Raw genomic sequence first — 15,909 nt, 5'->3', positions numbered from 1 at the left:
TCATCCCTGAGACGATTCCAGCCCCGGTAGCGACCCCAGTACCGGGGCTTTTTATTGGCCAATCCATACGTTTAGGAGAAGGAAATCCCATGTTTCAAGGTTCGATAGTTGCCCTGATCACCCCATTTCGTCAGGGCCAGCTGGATGAGGCCGCACTGGCTCGTCTGGTGGAGTGGCACATAGAGCAGGGAACGCACGGCATAGTGCCGGTCGGCACCACGGGGGAGAGCCCGACCCTGACCCACGATGAGCACTGCCGGGTGGTGGAGCTGGTGGTCAAGCAGGTGGCGGGACGCGTGCCTGTCATCGCCGGTGCCGGCTCCAACAACCCGGTCGAGGCCATCGAATATACCTTGCATGCCGAGCGGGCCGGGGCGGATGCCACCCTGCACGTGGCCGGTTACTACAATCGCCCCAATCAGGAAGGGCTGTTCCACCACTTCAAGGCGGTCCATGACGCCACCAGCAAGCCGATCATCGTCTACAACATACCGCCGCGCGCCATCGTCGACGTGCAACCGGCGACCCTGGCCCGGCTGGCCGAGTTGCCGCGCATCGCCGGGGTGAAGGATGCCACCGGTGATCTGGCCCGTCCCTGGATTGAGCGTCAGCTGATCAAGACGCCATTTGCCTGGCTCTCCGGCGAGGATGCCACCGCCGTGGCCTATAACATCGGCGGTGGCCAGGGTTGCATCTCGGTGACGGCCAACGTGGCCCCCAAGCTGGTGGCCGAGGTGCAGAACCTGACCCTGGCCGGTGACTGGCAGGCGGCGCGCGAGCTGCAGGACAAGTTGATCCCGCTGCATCAGGCCATGTTCGCCGAGCCCAGCCCGGCCGGCGCCAAATACGCCGTCTCCCTGCTGGGTCTGTGCAGCGAGGAGTGCCGTCTGCCGGTGATGCCGCTGTCGGACGCGACCCGTGCCCGCATCCGCGAGGCCATGCAGGCCTTGAACTTGTTGTAAAACTGGGCTCTGGATCGCGCTTTGAGTGCCAGGTCAGTTAATGGCCTGGCTTTGCCGATATACTCGCTTGGATACAACCAAGGATGAGCAGGCATGCAGGAATGGGATCCGGAGCACTTCACCAGTTTTGAACACCTCTGTGAAGTGACGCTGGCGGCGGTCAGAGAAAAGACCGAAGCCGAGCAGCTCTATTTGTGGCTGCGGGCACCCACGCCCCAGCTCTACTGCTACCGGCCCGAACTGGGGCTGCTCTGCCTGAATGCCGACTCGCTCACCTCCCTCGATCTCCCTATCCTCTTCATCGAACGTTCCCTCGATCTCGGCCAGCTGCTGGTGGAGCAGATAGCCCCCACCAAGGCGGTCTGGGACAGCGTCGAGCCGGAAGCTCCCCGTTTGCGTGCCTGCTTCCCGCTCAAGCGTCACCAGGGGCTGGAGGCCGTGCTCTATCTGGAGACCCGGCGCCGCCTCGATCGCCTGCCGCGGCGCCAGCAGCAGAGCATCCAGCTGCTGATGCACTACCTCGCCGCCGAGCTGGAGAGCAGGCGGCTGGCCGGTCAGGTCGATCTGGAGCGGGATCAACGGCGGCACACCCAGGCCGATCTCGTCCGCAGCCAGGCCCTGCAGGACTCCTTCCTCAGCATGTTGCAGGCGCTGCATCAGGTGGGGGTCAAGCTCTCCAGCTGCGACAGCGAGGAGCGGCTGCTGCACGATGCGGTGGCGCTGGCACGGCAGGAACTGCAGTTCGATCGTATCGCCATCTTCTTGATCGACAAGGAATTCAAGACCATGCACGGCACCTGGGGCACCAACGAGGCGGGTGAGCTCATCGATGAGCACCACTTTGTCAGCCCCATTCCGGAGCATCCCACCGTGCAGGAGGCGCTGCGGCGCAAGGATTATGTGCTGGTGCTGGAGGATGCCCCGCTCTATTACGAGAAGCAGGTGGTGGGGCGCGGCTGGAATGCCATGGTGTCGTTGTGGGACGGCACTACCCCGATCGGCTGGATCGCCGCCGACAACCTGCTCTGGCGCCGCCCGCTCAAGACCTACCAGAGCGAGATCTTCAAGCAGTATGCCGCCGTGCTCTCCCAACTGCTGATCCGTCAGCGCACCCAGGCCAAGCTGGAGCATTTCAACCGGGAGCTGGAGCTCAGGGTGTTGGAACGGACCCGGCAACTGGCCGACACCAACCGGGAGCTGGAGGAGGCGAACCGGCGGCTCTCCCTGCTGTCGCTGGAAGATCCCCTGACCGGGATCGCCAACCGCCGGCAGTGGGACATCACCATGGAGCGGGAGTGGGAGCGGGCTCGCCGCCATCAGGGGGTATTGGCGGTGCTGATGATCGACGTGGATGAGTTCAAGTCCTACAACGATCACTTCGGCCACGGCAAGGGGGATAGATGCCTGCAACAGGTGGCGGCCCTGCTGCAGGAGACGGAGCGGCGCCGAACCAACCTGGTGGCCCGCTATGGTGGCGAGGAGTTCGTCATCCTGCTGTGTGCCCCGCAGGCGGGGGAGGCGGAGCTGCTGGCGGAGCAGATCCACCAGGGGCTCGATCGGTTGCAGATCGCGCATCCGGCCTCCAGGGTGACGGCGACACTCACGGTCAGCATTGGTTTCAGCTATCTGATCCCCTCATCGGACAAGGGCTGGCAGACGCTGACCGAGCAGGCGGATCGGGCGCTCTATGATGCCAAGTCACAGGGACGGGCCTGCACCCTGGCCTATCGCTGAGCCCTCAGGCCGGCCTTCTTTATCGCCGCCCTCAGCTCGCTTATGGCAAGTGATTGGGCCTGCCGTCACAGAAATGTGGGAGCAAGCGTTTCCCGTCATCTGGCTCATGGCGATGAGGTGCGGCTCTGGCTAGAATGGGGGCCCATTTTCACAAGACAGATCCTGCACCATGACCCTATCCGGATTTCAAGGCCTGGTTTTCGACCTCGACGGTACCCTGGTGGACTCCATGCCATTGCACCTGGCCGCCTGGGAGCACTGCGCCCGCGAGTTTGGCTTCCAGTTCGATGCCGACTGGTTCTATGAGCTGGGTGGCATGCCCAGCCGCAAGATCGCGCTGCTGGTGGCCGAGGTGCAGCAGATAGCGCTGGATCCGCTGATCGTGACCCGCTGCAAGACGGAGCATTACGTAGCCAATCTGCACAAGGCGACCCCCTTCCCGGCCATGCTGGAGCTGGTCAAGCGTTATCACGGCCTGATCCCCATGGGGATAGGCACGGGCTCTCCCCGCATCAACGCCGAGGCCGTGCTGCGCAACACCGGGCTGGATCGCTACTTCCCCGTGGTGGTCACCGCCGATGACGTGGATCTGCATAAACCTCATCCGGACACCTTCCTGCTGGTGGCACGGCGACTCGGGGTCGAGCCGGGCAGCTGTCTGGTGTTCGAGGATACGGGCATAGGTGCCCAGGCCGGTGAGGCCGCAGGGATGCAGGTTTGCATGATCAGGGAAGGAGAACCGGTCGGCTTGAGCTACTGAGTGGATGGGGCTATTGCCCGGTCAAGGCATGGAAAAAGTCCACTCTCATACGGGACAGGCGATAAACATGAGAGTGGACATGCGCTTCGTCACTGGCTGACGTAGCGAGGAGCTGGCTCAGGATGGCGATGGGGCGAGCATCACTGCTCGCTGCTGCCGCCCTGATTGTCGTCATAGCGACTCGGGGCGCCATGGGGGCGCGGCGCCATGGAAACGCGTGGCTTGCGAGCCCGCTGGATGCTGACCGCCGGGCGACCGGAGTGCATGGCGATGGTGGAGATCTTGGCCTTGTAGACCAGCTGCTGGTTGCCATGGGCATCGGTCAGCAGCACGCTGTACTGATCGAAGCCGCTGATGGTCCCTTCCAGCTTGATGCCGCTCACCAGGAAGATGGCGACCTGACTGCGGTTCTTGCGCAACCAGTTAAGGGCAGAATCTTGCCCGTTCCCAAGGGAGAAGGCTTGCTCAATCGTAGAGTAGCTTGGGGATTCAGTTGTCATAAATTATTGTCCCGCGGAAAAAAAGTGGCGTTTGATTGTGCTAAATGGCCACTGGCTTGTCAAAGTCATTCTCTACCCCACCACGAAAGCGCCGGTGAACAGGGCTGGATGTGCGGGTGCTTTAGCAAAACGGCAGATAAATATGCCCCTTTGAGCCCTTGATGCCGGGCCGAACTGGTTCAAACGCCACCTTTGCCCCGTAGCGCAGTATTGGCATGTATCTCGCGGCGCTTAAGGTTCTGTACATGAACAGGGCTGGTGGTTAATGGCGGTGGCTGCAATAATTGGCGCCTCTGGCCGTTTGCGGCCTCATGCTGGGGTCCTATCTTGCATCCGGTTTCACACCAACACCCAATCACCTATACCCATGACGCGACGGCCTGCGAAGAGTGCGACTTGCTGGTGCCGGCGACCACGCTGGCGGTGGGGGAGGCGAGCAGTTGCCCGCGCTGCGGTCATACCCTGAGTCAGCATCTGCCACAGCAGGAGCGCAGGCCGCTGGCCTATGGCTTCGCTGCCCTCATCATGTTCGGGCTCTCCAACGCCTTCACCTTCATGTCGTTCTCATCCCACGGGGTGGGGCAGGAGATGACCTTCCTGCAGTGCATCACCACCCTGGTGGCGCAGGGCTACCTGTTTCTGGGGGCCGTGCTGAGCCTGACCCTGATCGGCCTGCCGCTGGTCTATGTCGGCTCCATCATGCTGGTGCTGTGGCGCCTAGATAAAGAGATGCACAGCAATGCCCTGCGCTCCCTCGGCCGCCTGCTGTGCCGGATCAAGCCCTGGTTGATGGTGGATGTCTTCCTGATCGGGGTGCTCATCTCCCTGGTCAAGCTGATGGGCATGGCGGATATCAAGATGGGGCTGTCGTTCTGGGCCTTCGTTGGCTACACCCTGCTGCTCATCAAGATGATCTCGTCGCTGGATCGGATGTGGCTGTGGCAGCGGTTGTTTGGCCCGACCGAGGCGCGGGAGCTGGATCCCGAGGCCGGTGCCATGGAGTCCGGGCTGGTGGGCTGCCACATCTGCGGCGCCCTGAGCGACGCCGATGCCGACACCTGCTCCCGTTGTGGCGACCGTCTGCATCAACGCAAGCCCGGTGGCCTCAACCGCACCTGGGCGCTGCTCATCACCTCGGTGATCCTTTATGTCCCCGCCAACCTCTATCCCATCATGGACACCGTCTTCCTGGGGGACGACAGCCCCTCGACCATTTTGGGCGGGGTGATTTTGCTGTGGGGCATGGGCTCCTATCCCATAGCCGCCATCATCTTCATCGCCAGCGTGGTGGTACCGCTGGTAAAGATCCTGGCGCTGCTGTGGCTCTGTTACATGGTGCAGCGCGGTCAGGGTGACTCGCCGCTGCGCAAGCTGAAACTCTATCGCATGACCGAATTTGTGGGGCGCTGGTCGATGATCGACGTCTTCGTGGTGGCCATATTGGCAGGCCTCATCCGGCTCGATAATCTGATGACCATTTATCCGGGCCCCGCGGCCGTCGCCTTTGCCGGGGTAGTGTTGATCACCATGGTGGCCGCCATGAGTTTCGATTCCCGCCTGATCTGGGATTTACAACAAGGAGAACGCGAACGTGAGTGAGCGTAAGAAAAGGTGGAAACCCGGCTCGGACTTCCTGAGCTCGGCCGCCGCTATCTGGATGGTGCCCATGCTGGCCCTGTTCATCGGAGCCTGGATGCTGTTCCAGCATTGGTATTCGCAGGGCCCCAGCTTCACCCTGACCGTGGCCACCGCCGAGGGCATAGTGGCGGGCAAGACGGTGATCCGTTCCCGCGAGGTGGAGGTGGGCCGCATCGAGGCGGTGGAGCTCAGCAAGGATTACAGCCATGCCGTGCTGAAGGCCCGCCTGACCAATGGCGCGGCCGGCATGCTCAAGAAGGACAGCCAGTTCTGGGTGGTCAAGCCCAGGGTCGGGCGGGAAGGGGTCTCCGGCCTCGGCACCCTGCTCTCCGGCGCCTACATCGAGCTTTCCCCCGGCAAGAAGGGCAGGGCGCGCGGTGAATATGCCATGCTGGACATACCGCCGCTGGCCTCGCTGGATGCCAAGGGGCTGCGGCTCTCCCTCACCAGCCGTGATGCACGGGCACTGGGTGTGGGCTCGCCCATCAGCTATCAGGGCTTCACCGTAGGCCAGGTAGAGGAGGCCAAGTTCCTGCCCGAGAAGAGCGAGATGAAGTACCAGCTCTTCATCAATGCCCCCTACGACATCCTGGTGAGCAGCAACTCCCGCTTCTGGCTGACGCCGGGCTTCGAGGTCTCCATGAGCAGCGAGGGGATGAAGGTCAAGATGGACTCGCTGGAGAGCCTGCTCGATGGCGGCATCACCATGGGGCTGCCCCCCGGCTGGACGCCCGGCGAGCCGGTCAAGCAGCAGGATGAGTTCGTCCTGTTCCAGGATGAGGCGAGCGTGCTGGCGGGTAGCCTGGATCAGTTCATCGACTACGTCTTCCTGTTCGAGGGTGACGTGGGTGGCCTGCACCCCGGTGCGGCGGTGCAGTATCGCGGCATCCGGGTCGGCACTGTCATCTCGGCCCCCTATCTCATCGACGACAAGGGCGTGCAGATCTTCCAGAATCGCCAGATCCCCGTGTTGGCGCGGATCGAGGTGCAGCGGCTCTCCCATCGCTATGCCAATGCGGAGAAGGAGCAGTGGCGTGCCCTGTTCAGCAAGCAGTTCAAGGAGGGGCTGAGGGCGACCCTCAAGACCTCCAGTCTGCTGACCGGTGGCAAGGTGGTGGATCTCAACTTCTACCCGGATGCCCCCCCCTATCAGCCGATAAAGCTGGCGGGCTATCAGGTGTTCCCGACCGAGCAGGCCGGGCTGGATCAGATCGAACGCAAGGTGAACCTCATCCTCGACAAGTTCGTCGACATGGACATGAGCACCACCCTGACTCAGGTCAACAGCACTCTGGTGACCCTGGACAAGACGCTCAAGCACATCAAGGCCGTGAGTGCCAATCTGGAGCAGTTCACCGGCCAGAGTGCGACCCAGCAGTTGCCTGTCTCTCTCAACCAGAGTCTCAAGCAGTTGCAGGATACCCTGCAGGCCTATGACGCCGGCTCCCAGACCAATCAGGAGCTGCGCCAATCGGTGCAGTCACTCAATCAGCTGATGGGTGAGTTGCAACCCCTGGTGCATTCATTGAATGAGCAGCCGAGTTCGCTGATCTTCGATCGCGCCCATCCCCAGGATCCTGAGCCCAAGCGAGGAAAATGATGAAGAAACGGATGATGAGCCTGGCCTTGCTGGGCCTGCTGGCGGGTTGTGGTTCGGCCCCCACCAGCCTGCATTACTACTCGCTCGACACGGATAATCAGCCGGCCCCGACCGTGGCGGCACAGCCGCAGCACCAGCTGGTGCTGCGTCCCGTGGCCCTGTCGGGGCAGCTGGACAAGGCCAGCCTGGTCTATCAGCTGGCTGGCAACGAGCTGCATTTCGCCGAATACCATCGCTGGGCGGGCTCCCTCGACGGTCAGCTGAACCAGCTGACCCTGAACGGCCTCTCCAGCCGGCTGCCGGGCTGGGTGATACGGCAGGATGGGGCCCGTAAGGGACCCGTCCTGACCATCTCGGTGGAGCGCTTCCAGGGCCGGCACGATGGTCGTGCCGTGTTGAGCGGTCGCTGGCGGCTGCTGACGGAAGAGGGCACTGTGCTGCGGGACATGCCCTTCCAGCAGGTGCGAGTACTGCCTGATGATGGCTACGGGCCGCTGGTCGACGAACTGGGACAGGGTTGGCAACAGTTGCTCGATCAGATCGCGGCGGATCTGCGCAAGCGCGCCTGATCGCCGGATGATGGAATGAAAAACGGGAGGCCTGGGCCTCCCGTTTTGTTATCCATTGCAGATGGGGTGAGGTTATTGCTGAACCTCGGAGACCCCTTGCACCTTGACCTCAACCCGGCGATCCGGGGCCAGGCAGACGATCAGCTCGTTCTTGGTGCCGCTGCTGCAGCTGTCGCCGGTGACCGGTGAGCTCTCGCCATGACCTTCCACGTTGACCTTGCCGGCTGGCAGTCCCTTGCCAACCAGATAGTCGGCGACGGTCTGTGCGCGCTGCTCGGACAGCTTCTGGTTATAGGCGTCCGAGCCGAGGCGATCGGTGTAGCCGATGACGGTGGCCGAGCCATCCTTGGGTCTGGCCGCTTCGATATCGTTGTAGAGGGTATCCAGCGCCTGACCGGCTTCCGGCTTGAGGGTCGCCTTGTTGAAGTCAAACAGCACATCCGAGCTCAGGGTGAACTGCTTGTCGACCACTACGGGTTCCGGCGCCGGTGCCGGGGCGGCGACCGGCATCGCTTCCGCTACCTGACCGAAGCGGTAGACGGCGGCCAGCGAGAGCAGGCCGTTGTCCATGCGCAGGCCGGTGTCGTCACGGCTGCCATAAGGAGAGCTGTACTGGTACTCGAGGCGGGCAGCCCAATCCAGGTTGAAGGCGTATTCGGCACCGAGTGCACCGACGAAGGTGAAGTCGTTGTCACTGTCCAGGTTGTCGCTGCTGGTCCAACCATAGCCGCCACCGATGCGACCATAGAGATCCAGGTTCTCAGCCACCGGGAAGCCGAGCTTCAGGGTCAACTGGGCCAGTTGCGCCTCAACGGAGTCGTTGAAGACGGCGGAATTTCTGGTGCCGTTGTACTTGAGCTTGCCGAGGTAGTCGTAACCCAGTTCAATCCCCAGATTCTGGTTGATCTGGTAACCCCCGAAGACACCGGCGCCCACTTCATCGTCGTCCTTGTCTTCCGTGGAGATGCTGTTGCTCTCGTCGACGCCGTAGAAGTTGGACCAACCCAGTTTGGCACCGCCATACCAGGTATTGTCTTGTCCGGCTGCCTGAGCGTTGGCCGCAAGCAAGCCTGAAACCAGCAAGGTAATCAGTGTTTTGTTCATATGAAGCCTCTGCAATTTTGTTTGTGGGGGAGATCGAACCTTGTGTCGCCTCACCTCATGGGTTGGGCCTGTATCCAGCCGCAACATGTTTAAACGTAGTCACTTTTTTTTGAACTACAAGCAACTGATATAAAACATATTGTGATAACTATGCGCATCATAGTGGAGTTGCGGGGAGAAGGGGCCAGTATGGCTCCGATTTGTGACGGGTGTCATATGGGCTGTTCGTTTTACAAGCAGGGGGGGCAGATCAAAAAAGGCCGACGGGATGTCGGCCCTTCGCATCATGGCGGTCATTACTGGGGGATGAATTCGTACTCCTGCTCGATGAAGGCGGCCGCCCGCTCGCTCAGGGCGGTGTGCACGACCGTGGTCGGGTGTACCTGATCCCAGAACATCTTGCCCTCACAGTTGAGCTCGCTGGCGCTGCGACTGGCCATCGGGCTGGCGACGGCCTGGGCCAGCAATGGGTTGCCGGCGATAGCGAGACGCTCCTGCGGATTGAAGACGGAGAGCTGGCTGTCGGTGCCGGCACTGCGGGAGGAGAACGGCTTCCACACATAACTCCCACCGTAGCAGGCATGTTCGGTGTCGCTCAGGCCGAAGTTTTGCGGCTCGCTCAGCATCTCGGCGAACTGCTTGTCGATCTCGAACAGCTTCACCAGGCCGGTGGGGGCCAGCTGGCGCGCCAGGTTAAGCAGCAGCTGGTTGTGGTAGGCAGAGACATGGCTGGCGGCATCCACCACCTGCTGGCTGCGGGCCGAGGGGTTCTGGCCCAGATCAGGCAGGTTGAACAGCAGGATCTGTTTTGCCCCGTTCAGCACCAGGCGGTTGGCCGAGTCGCTGATGACGTCGCGCACCCGCTTGGCGTCCTGCTCCGTGTTCCAGCCATAGGCCAGATAGTCGTTGGCTCCGACCCAGAGGATCACCAGATCGTCCGGCTTGAAGCTGTCCTTCTCCAGGAACTGGGTGATCTCGTAGTCCAGGTTATTGATGACCTGATACTTGGGATTCCAGGAGATCTTGTTGTAGGCCACCGCGGTGGCGCCGCCCTCCGCCTCGTTGGCGATCTTCAGTCCCGGGAACTGCTGGGGCAGCTGCTCCAGCCAGACAGGCCCGTTGGAGAAGCGGCCCTGGTAGTAGGGCGGGCTGGAGGGGAGATAACCGCGCATCTTGTCGTACATCTTGCCGGTATCGGACAGGCTGTCGCCGAACATCACTATGCGGGAGAAGGCGGGGCGGCTCTCGGCGGCCTGCGCCGTCAGCGCGAATAATCCCAATAAACAGACAAACCATTTCTTCATGTCGTTGTTCTCGTTGCGTCTAAGCAGGGGTGCCTGCAGGCTGTTCCTCGATGGGACAACGCGGGCTGGGGACCCGTTTTGCCAGGTCATACGGTATCCAGCCGAATAAAATTCTGCAGCAAGCCATGCCCATTAAATCGATTACGGTCACACTCGACTCCCCCAGATGGGGGACGCTTCACGTTTGTTTCACGCAATCCGAGGCAAGATGCCCTCATACCCCAATGACAGGAGCATGAAAATGAACAAAGCAAGCGTAATAGGTCTGTTGGCCCTGATGTCCGTCTCCTCTTACACCATGGCGGCCTACACAGGCCCGCAGGAGCAGAACAAGGTGTCCGTCGCGCAGTTGAAAGACGTGGCGGATGACCAGTGGGTCACCCTGGAAGGCAAGCTGGTCAAGCATCTTGGCGGCGAGAATTACCTGTTCAAGGACAGCAGTGGCGAGGTGGAAGTGGAGGTGGATCAGAAGGTGTGGCGGGGCACCGAAGTGGGCCCGGACGATCTGATCCGTATCCGTGGCGAGGTTGACCACAGCTGGAACAAGACCGAAGTGGAGGTCGAGAGCCTGGAGAAGGTGGGCGCGGCGGCGCAGAGCCAGGGTGGCTTCATCGCCAAATAAGGCCAATCCCGACACCCGCTGGCCAGATGTGAAGAGGGCGCTTGATATCAAGCGCCCTCTTTCATGCTGTCAGCCTAACCCGCCCGGCTGGCGACGGTGCGCTTGAATCCCTTCTCGGCCTGATTGACCTTGTAGAGGTAGCGGCGCGCCTCCGCCTTGGGGTGTTGCTCGGTCAGCACCTGATAGACCGCCTCGGGGGAGAGCCGGTTGATCATGCCTGGGGCGGCCTTGCGGTTGCTGGAGAAGGTGTTGAGCACCCCGCCGGCGCCGCCGTTGTAGGCGGAGATCACCGCATAGCGACGGGATTGCGGATCCTGGATGTCCGCAAGGTAGACGGTCTGCAGCAGGTGCAGATAGGCGGTGCCCACGTCTATGTTGTAGGCCGGGTTGAACAGATCCTCCCGGGTCGGCTGGCCGTTCTTGCCCTTGACCCGCACATAGACATCCCGTCCGGCGGTGGCCGGGATCACCTGCATCAGGCCATAGGCGTTGGCATGGCTGACCGCGTAGGGGTTGAAGCTGCTCTCGGTCTTGATCACCGCATAGATCAGGCTCTCGGCGACGCCGTACTTGCGGGAGGCATCACGGATGATGCCGGCGTACTTGTAGCCGCGCCTGTCCTCATGGTTCGCCACCATGGGAATGTCGACGAAGAAGATGGTGCGGATCCCGAGGGTGCGCTTCTTCATCGCCGTGCTGAGCAGGTAGTCGGCATAGCGCTCGGCGCGCCAGTCGGAGCGGATCGGCTGGCCCTGGTTGTCCAGCACCTGGCCGTAGAGGAAGGGCTCGCCACCGGGCAGGATCTCCCGGTCGGAGTAAAGATCCACTTCCGCCGGATCGTCCGGGGTCAGCAGCGTCTCAATGATGGCACGGCGCAGGTGGGCGCTGGGCTCGATCCCGGAGACGGTCTCCACCATGATGTGGCCGCTGGCGAAGTCAATGTGGGCCCGGCTCTTGTACTGATCCGTGTATTTGACGTAGTCAAACTTGCCTGCGAACAGCGCCTCGCGCCCCCATATCTCGTTCACGTTATGGGAGAGTGCACTGATCATGTGTTCGAAACCGCGAATGTCCTTGCCGTTGACCAGCTCCTCGTCTTCACCGCTGGGTTTGGGGGAAGAGGAGCAGGCAGAGAGAAACAGCAGAGCGCACAGCAGCCAAAAAATTCGACCCATAAGATCCTCAAACTGGGCGGCGGGGCCGTCCGTCATTCATTGGCTGTGAGCCAGGAGAGGCGGGCCACGTCTTGGCATGCTCTTCCTTGCCCACAGCTACAACTTTATTGGCTGGGAGGGGTGTAACCGTCGATGGCCACTTCACCCGCTTCAAACAGGTAGTTCACCATCTCTTTTTCCAGCAGCTGACGATGCTCGAGGTTCATCATGTTCAGCTTCTTCTCGTTGATCAGCATCACCTGCTTCTTCTGCCATTCGGCCCAGGCTTCCTTGCTGATGTTGTCAAAGATCCGCTTGCCGAGTTCACCGGGATAGAGCTGGAAATCCAGGCCGGGCCCCTCTTTCTTCAGACGCTGACAAAATACGGTACGGCTCATGTTGACCTCTGTGGTTGTAAGTCCGGGTAGGCGAGCAGGCGGGCCGTGGCGGCCGCCAACCCCACCTCGGCAGGATGGCGTAAGTTATACCAGAGTCGAGAATCCGCTTCCATGAGCAGCGGGGGCGGGGGGGCAGCCATTTCGATCAGCAAGGGCCGGATATCGAGGTGGAAGTGACTGAAAGTGTGACGAAAGCCAGACAGTTCCCGATAGTCGTGCCCGCTCACCCCCAGCGCCTGCAAGCGTCCTTCGATCTCGGCCTCTGACTCCACCTGCGGGAAGCAGTAGAGCCCGCCCCAGATCCCCTGGGGGGGGCGCTTCTCCAGCAACAACTGATCGCCGTGGCGAATGAGCAGCATGATGCCGGTGCGGGCCGGGATGCTCTTCTTCGGTTTGCTGTTGGGGTAGGCGGTGGGATTGCCCTGCGACAGCCCCTGGCAATCGGCCTGCACCGGGCAGCGCACACAGGCGGGCTTGCTGCGGGTGCAGACGGTGGCGCCCATGTCCATCATCGCCTGGTTGTAGTGGGCCACCCCGAGCCGCGGGGTGAGGCGGGTCGCCAGCTCCCACAGATCGTTTTCCACCTGCTTCTGGCCGGGCCAGCCCGGCAGCGCCAGCCAGCGGGTGAGTACCCGCTTCACGTTGCCGTCCAGGATGGCGTGGGGTTGGCCGAGCGAGAGCGAGAGCACGGCACCGGCGGTGGAGCGACCTATGCCGGGCAGGGCCATCACCTCCTCCAGTTGCTCCGGGAACAGGCCGCCGTGCAGATCGCGGATCTGCTGGGCCGCCTTGTGCAGGTTGCGGGCGCGGGCGTAGTAGCCGAGCCCGGTCCAGTGGTGCAGCACCTCGTCGATGGGGGCATCGGCCAGTGCCAGCACGTCGGGGAAGCGCGCCATGAAGCGCTGGTAATAGGGAATGACGGTGGCGACCTGGGTCTGTTGCAGCATGATCTCGGAGATCCAGACCCGATAGGGGGTCTTGTCCTGCTGCCAGGGCAGGGTCTTGCGGCCGTGGATCTGGTACCAATCCAGGATCCGGGTGGCGAAGGTGGTGTCGCTTGGGTTGCTCACATTGTTCTCATGTTATTGATTAAAAAGGGGAGCTCTCGGGCTCCCTCTTGAATAAGCGACCGGCCAGGGTGGCTGGCCGGTTGGATGGACTCGGCTAACCGCGCCAGTCTTGCAGCGCCTTGAGGCTGGCATGCTGCCCGCCAACCTGCAGGATGATGTAATCCTGGGCGATGGCGACCAGCAGCACGCCGGGGGCGACCTCGCTGCCCTCGCGCAGTTCCCGCCCGTTGAGCACCACGGCCCGTTTGGCCGGGTCGGAGGAGAAGTTGTGGGCGCCATAGGTCAGGGGGGGCACCTGCTGTTTCAGGGCCGGGTCCAGGGCGCTGAGCGGCATGGCCTGGCTCTGGGCTTGGGCCTGTGGCGCCGCCGGCTCTTCCTGCAGCGGGGTGTTGTTGAGGGCCAGCATGATGCGCTCGGCCAGGCTCTGGGTGCCATTGTTGGCGGTCGCCGTCGCGGGGGCCGCGGCGGCAGGCTTGGGCTGCACCACGGGCACTGGCAGCGGCGGGGGCAACGGACGGGTGATCATCGGCTTGGGCTCGACCCGCACGAAGGGCGGCGTCACCACCTCCTTCACCTCGATCTGCTGTTCGAGGGGCTTGAGGTGGTAGAGGTGCCAGCCGTAGTTGGCGCCGGCCCCCATGATCAGGGCCAACGGGGCCAGCAGCCACCAGATCCAGCGGCGGTGCGGCTCCTCCTCCTGGCTCACGGGCAGGCCCATGAGCGGCATGTGGGGCGTGAACTGGGGCTGATCCGCCCGGCGCAGGGCTTTGAGCAGGGTAGACATCAGGAGGCCTCCTCCGGCAGGGTGATCATGGCCTCATCGACCACGGTATCCAGATCGACCGGTGCGCTGGCGCGCAGGGACTGATCCTCCAGTCTGGGCATGGGCTCACCGGCCATCACGTTCAGGCGCAGCAGGGTGTTGCTGCCGGCGATGCCATCCGGGGTCAGCCCCTGCTCGCGCTGGAACTGTTGCAGCTTGTTCTTGAGCTCGGCATCGAAGCGGCTCACCTTGCGATCCGGTTGCTGCATGGCGCGGTTGAGCGCGCTGTCCAGCCACTGCACCTGGGCCGCGTTGGCATTGCTGCCGATCAGGGTCACGCCGCCCTTGGGCATGCGCCACAGCAGGGTGTAGCTGCCACCCCAGGCATCAGACAGCCACTGCCGGTCCACCAGCCAGCTCTGGTTGCCGATGAGCAGGCTGGCCTTGTCAGCCCCCAGGCCCACCAGAGTGGCGTAATAGAGACCGCCCGTCTCGTCGGTCAGGCTGATGAGGGCCGGGTACTGCAACGCCTGCAGCTCCGTCAGCGAGGCAGTGCCCTCCTGGCAGCGCAGACCGGCACGGGGGGCGTCGTCGCAGGTCGCCTCCTCCAGCTCGGCCTGGTAGCCCCACACCTTGTAGAGATTCTGCATGGCGGTGTCCGGCTCCAGCGCCTGATTGATGGCGCGGGTCAGCTGCTCCTGCTGCTCCGGGGTGTCGTCCACCTTGACCGGCACCTCCACCTTGACCACAGGTCTGGCGGGGAAGACGCCGAACAGCTGCCAGCCCCACCAGCCGGCGGCGACCAGCAGGGCGCCCGCCAGCGCGACCGTGAGGCCGGATTGCCAGCTGCCCTCGTCGCGAATGCCGCTCACCTCATAGGCCGCCAGGCTGATGTCGCCATGCACTATCTTGTGGCTGACTCGGGCGAAGGCGGCGATCAGGGCGCGATCGCAGATGAGGTTGATGAGACGCGGGATGCCGCCGGAGAGGCGATGCAGGGTCTGGATCGCCTTGGGGGTAAAGATGGGCTGGACGCAACCGGCCACCTGCAGCCGGAAGCGCACATAGGCGTCCACGTCCTGGCTGGAGAGCGGCAGCAGGTGATAGCGGGCGGTGATGCGCTGGGCCAGCTGGCGCAGCAGGGGCTGGCGGAGGATCTGCTGCAGCTCGGGCTGGCCGATGAGCACCACCTGCAGCAGCTTCTTCTCGTCGGTCTCCAGGTTGGTGAGCAACCGCAACTGCTCCAGCACGCCGGGCAGCAGGTGCTGGGCTTCATCCACCAGCACCACGCTGCGCTTGCCCGCCGCCAGATTGGCCAGCAGGTGATCGCGAATGAGATCGAACAACAGCTTGAGGCTGGCATCCTGGGCATAGGGCAACTGGAACTCGTCGCAGATGGCCGCCAGCAGATCCCGCTCGGTCAGGGATGGATTGAGGATGTAGGCGATCTCGGTCTCGGCGGGCAACTGCTGCAACAGACAGCGGGAGACGGTGGTTTTGCCCGTCCCCACCTCGCCGGTGAGCAGCACGAAGCCACCCCCATCCTGCAACCCGTAGTTGAGGTGGGCGAGGGCCTCTGCATGGCGTTCGCTCATGTAGAGATATTTGGGGTTGGGCGAGATGGAGAACGGGGGCTCCGACAGACCGAAGAACTGTGTGTACATAAGGATCCATTCCATTGTTATGGCGGCAGGTTAAAGCCTCCCCACAGGGATGTCAAAGACCCGGATA

General features: G+C 62.7%; 15 protein-coding genes. 7 read left to right on the top strand and 8 right to left on the bottom strand.

The window, feature by feature from the left end:
- Positions 1-89: 89 nt before the first annotated feature.
- The 3 genes from dapA to AACW18_RS14940 all read left to right on the top strand — a co-directional run bounded on the left by dapA (position 90) and on the right by AACW18_RS14940 (position 3,456).
- Complete coding sequence (dapA, locus tag AACW18_RS14950; RefSeq protein ID WP_042653158.1) at positions 90-962, top strand: 4-hydroxy-tetrahydrodipicolinate synthase; 873 nt, start codon at positions 90-92, stop codon at positions 960-962.
- 93 nt (positions 963-1,055) lie between these two features.
- Positions 1,056-2,696 carry a sensor domain-containing diguanylate cyclase gene (locus AACW18_RS14945; protein WP_218389109.1) on the top strand — a complete coding sequence of 547 codons (1,641 nt, stop codon included), beginning with the start codon at positions 1,056-1,058 and terminating at the stop codon, positions 2,694-2,696.
- A 169-nt stretch (positions 2,697-2,865) separates the two neighbouring features.
- Positions 2,866-3,456: an HAD family hydrolase gene (locus AACW18_RS14940; protein ID WP_218389108.1), complete on the top strand. Its 591-nt coding sequence runs from the start codon at positions 2,866-2,868 to the stop codon at positions 3,454-3,456.
- Between the two features lie 140 nt (positions 3,457-3,596).
- Here AACW18_RS14940 and hfq read toward each other — a convergent pair whose 3' ends face one another.
- Positions 3,597-3,956, bottom strand: coding sequence for an RNA chaperone Hfq (hfq, locus tag AACW18_RS14935; protein ID WP_010675750.1), 360 nt, complete (start codon positions 3,954-3,956; stop codon positions 3,597-3,599).
- A 327-nt stretch (positions 3,957-4,283) separates the two neighbouring features.
- On the opposite strand from hfq, the gene AACW18_RS14930 reads away from it, so the two are divergent.
- From AACW18_RS14930 to AACW18_RS14920, 3 genes are read left to right on the top strand one after another with little or no spacing between them, the layout of a single operon-like run.
- Complete coding sequence (locus AACW18_RS14930; protein WP_218389107.1) at positions 4,284-5,555, top strand: paraquat-inducible protein A; 1,272 nt, start codon at positions 4,284-4,286, stop codon at positions 5,553-5,555.
- Entirely contained in the window at positions 5,548-7,194 is a 1,647-nt protein-coding gene (pqiB, locus tag AACW18_RS14925; RefSeq protein WP_218389106.1) for an intermembrane transport protein PqiB, read from the top strand. The genes AACW18_RS14930 and pqiB overlap by 8 nt, the downstream gene beginning before the upstream one ends.
- The gene (locus tag AACW18_RS14920; RefSeq protein WP_218389105.1) at positions 7,194-7,763 is read left to right on the top strand and encodes a PqiC family protein; all 570 of its coding nucleotides are present in this window, start codon (positions 7,194-7,196) and stop codon (positions 7,761-7,763) included. The genes pqiB and AACW18_RS14920 overlap by 1 nt, the downstream gene beginning before the upstream one ends.
- A 72-nt stretch (positions 7,764-7,835) precedes the next feature.
- Here the strand turns inward: AACW18_RS14920 and ompA are convergent, their stop codons facing one another.
- Together ompA and AACW18_RS14910 are read right to left on the bottom strand one after the other, a co-directional pair.
- On the bottom strand, positions 7,836-8,867 hold the full coding sequence (gene ompA, locus AACW18_RS14915) for a porin OmpA (RefSeq protein ID WP_042653152.1): 1,032 nt from the start codon (positions 8,865-8,867) through the stop codon (positions 7,836-7,838).
- A 296-nt stretch (positions 8,868-9,163) separates the two neighbouring features.
- The gene (locus AACW18_RS14910) at positions 9,164-10,171 is read right to left on the bottom strand and encodes an SGNH/GDSL hydrolase family protein (protein WP_218389104.1); all 1,008 of its coding nucleotides are present in this window, start codon (positions 10,169-10,171) and stop codon (positions 9,164-9,166) included.
- A gap of 241 nt (positions 10,172-10,412) precedes the next feature.
- Here AACW18_RS14910 and AACW18_RS14905 point away from each other — a divergent pair, with 241 nt between their 5' ends.
- Positions 10,413-10,793 (top strand): YgiW/YdeI family stress tolerance OB fold protein, encoded by a 381-nt coding sequence (locus AACW18_RS14905; protein WP_218291566.1) that lies wholly within the window; start codon positions 10,413-10,415, stop codon positions 10,791-10,793.
- Between the two features lie 74 nt (positions 10,794-10,867).
- On the opposite strand, the gene mltC is transcribed toward AACW18_RS14905, so the two are convergent.
- The 5 genes from mltC to AACW18_RS14880 all read right to left on the bottom strand — a co-directional run bounded on the left by mltC (position 10,868) and on the right by AACW18_RS14880 (position 15,842).
- Positions 10,868-11,968: a membrane-bound lytic murein transglycosylase MltC gene (mltC, locus tag AACW18_RS14900; protein WP_218389103.1), complete on the bottom strand. Its 1,101-nt coding sequence runs from the start codon at positions 11,966-11,968 to the stop codon at positions 10,868-10,870.
- Positions 11,969-12,072: 104 nt separating this feature from the next.
- Positions 12,073-12,345, bottom strand: coding sequence for an oxidative damage protection protein (locus AACW18_RS14895; protein WP_042653148.1), 273 nt, complete (start codon positions 12,343-12,345; stop codon positions 12,073-12,075).
- Positions 12,342-13,415, bottom strand: a complete 1,074-nt coding sequence (gene mutY / locus AACW18_RS14890) for an A/G-specific adenine glycosylase (protein WP_218389102.1) — start codon at positions 13,413-13,415, stop codon at positions 12,342-12,344. The genes AACW18_RS14895 and mutY overlap by 4 nt, the downstream gene beginning before the upstream one ends.
- A gap of 94 nt (positions 13,416-13,509) precedes the next feature.
- Positions 13,510-14,199 (bottom strand): GspB family T2SS assembly factor variant ExeB, encoded by a 690-nt coding sequence (exeB, locus tag AACW18_RS14885; protein ID WP_218389101.1) that lies wholly within the window; start codon positions 14,197-14,199, stop codon positions 13,510-13,512.
- The gene (locus AACW18_RS14880; RefSeq protein ID WP_218389100.1) at positions 14,199-15,842 is read right to left on the bottom strand and encodes an ExeA family protein; all 1,644 of its coding nucleotides are present in this window, start codon (positions 15,840-15,842) and stop codon (positions 14,199-14,201) included. The genes exeB and AACW18_RS14880 overlap by 1 nt, the downstream gene beginning before the upstream one ends.
- Between the last annotated feature and the right edge of the window lie 67 nt (positions 15,843-15,909).

Origin of the sequence: Aeromonas sp. sia0103, from assembly GCF_963895295.1 — a bacterium.
Lineage (GTDB): Bacteria > Pseudomonadota > Gammaproteobacteria > Enterobacterales > Aeromonadaceae > Aeromonas > Aeromonas encheleia.
The sequence above is the reverse complement of the archived record's forward strand: the minus strand, read 5'-3'. Positions and strand labels throughout refer to the sequence as shown.

Bases quoted from the DNA above. Each gene is read 5' to 3' on its own strand.
- dapA (WP_042653158.1), top strand. From the start codon at position 90: ATGTTTCAAGGTTCGATAGTTGCCCTGATCACCCCATTTCGTCAGGGC.
- AACW18_RS14945 (WP_218389109.1), top strand. From the start codon at position 1,056: ATGCAGGAATGGGATCCGGAGCACTTCACCAGTTTTGAACACCTCTGT.
- AACW18_RS14940 (WP_218389108.1), top strand. From the start codon at position 2,866: ATGACCCTATCCGGATTTCAAGGCCTGGTTTTCGACCTCGACGGTACC.
- hfq (WP_010675750.1), bottom strand. From the start codon at position 3,956: ATGACAACTGAATCCCCAAGCTACTCTACGATTGAGCAAGCCTTCTCC.
- AACW18_RS14920 (WP_218389105.1), top strand. From the start codon at position 7,194: ATGAAGAAACGGATGATGAGCCTGGCCTTGCTGGGCCTGCTGGCGGGT.
- ompA (WP_042653152.1), bottom strand. From the start codon at position 8,867: ATGAACAAAACACTGATTACCTTGCTGGTTTCAGGCTTGCTTGCGGCC.
- AACW18_RS14910 (WP_218389104.1), bottom strand. From the start codon at position 10,171: ATGAAGAAATGGTTTGTCTGTTTATTGGGATTATTCGCGCTGACGGCG.
- AACW18_RS14905 (WP_218291566.1), top strand. From the start codon at position 10,413: ATGAACAAAGCAAGCGTAATAGGTCTGTTGGCCCTGATGTCCGTCTCC.
- mltC (WP_218389103.1), bottom strand. From the start codon at position 11,968: ATGGGTCGAATTTTTTGGCTGCTGTGCGCTCTGCTGTTTCTCTCTGCC.
- AACW18_RS14895 (WP_042653148.1), bottom strand. From the start codon at position 12,345: ATGAGCCGTACCGTATTTTGTCAGCGTCTGAAGAAAGAGGGGCCCGGC.
- exeB (WP_218389101.1), bottom strand. From the start codon at position 14,199: ATGTCTACCCTGCTCAAAGCCCTGCGCCGGGCGGATCAGCCCCAGTTC.
- AACW18_RS14880 (WP_218389100.1), bottom strand. From the start codon at position 15,842: ATGTACACACAGTTCTTCGGTCTGTCGGAGCCCCCGTTCTCCATCTCG.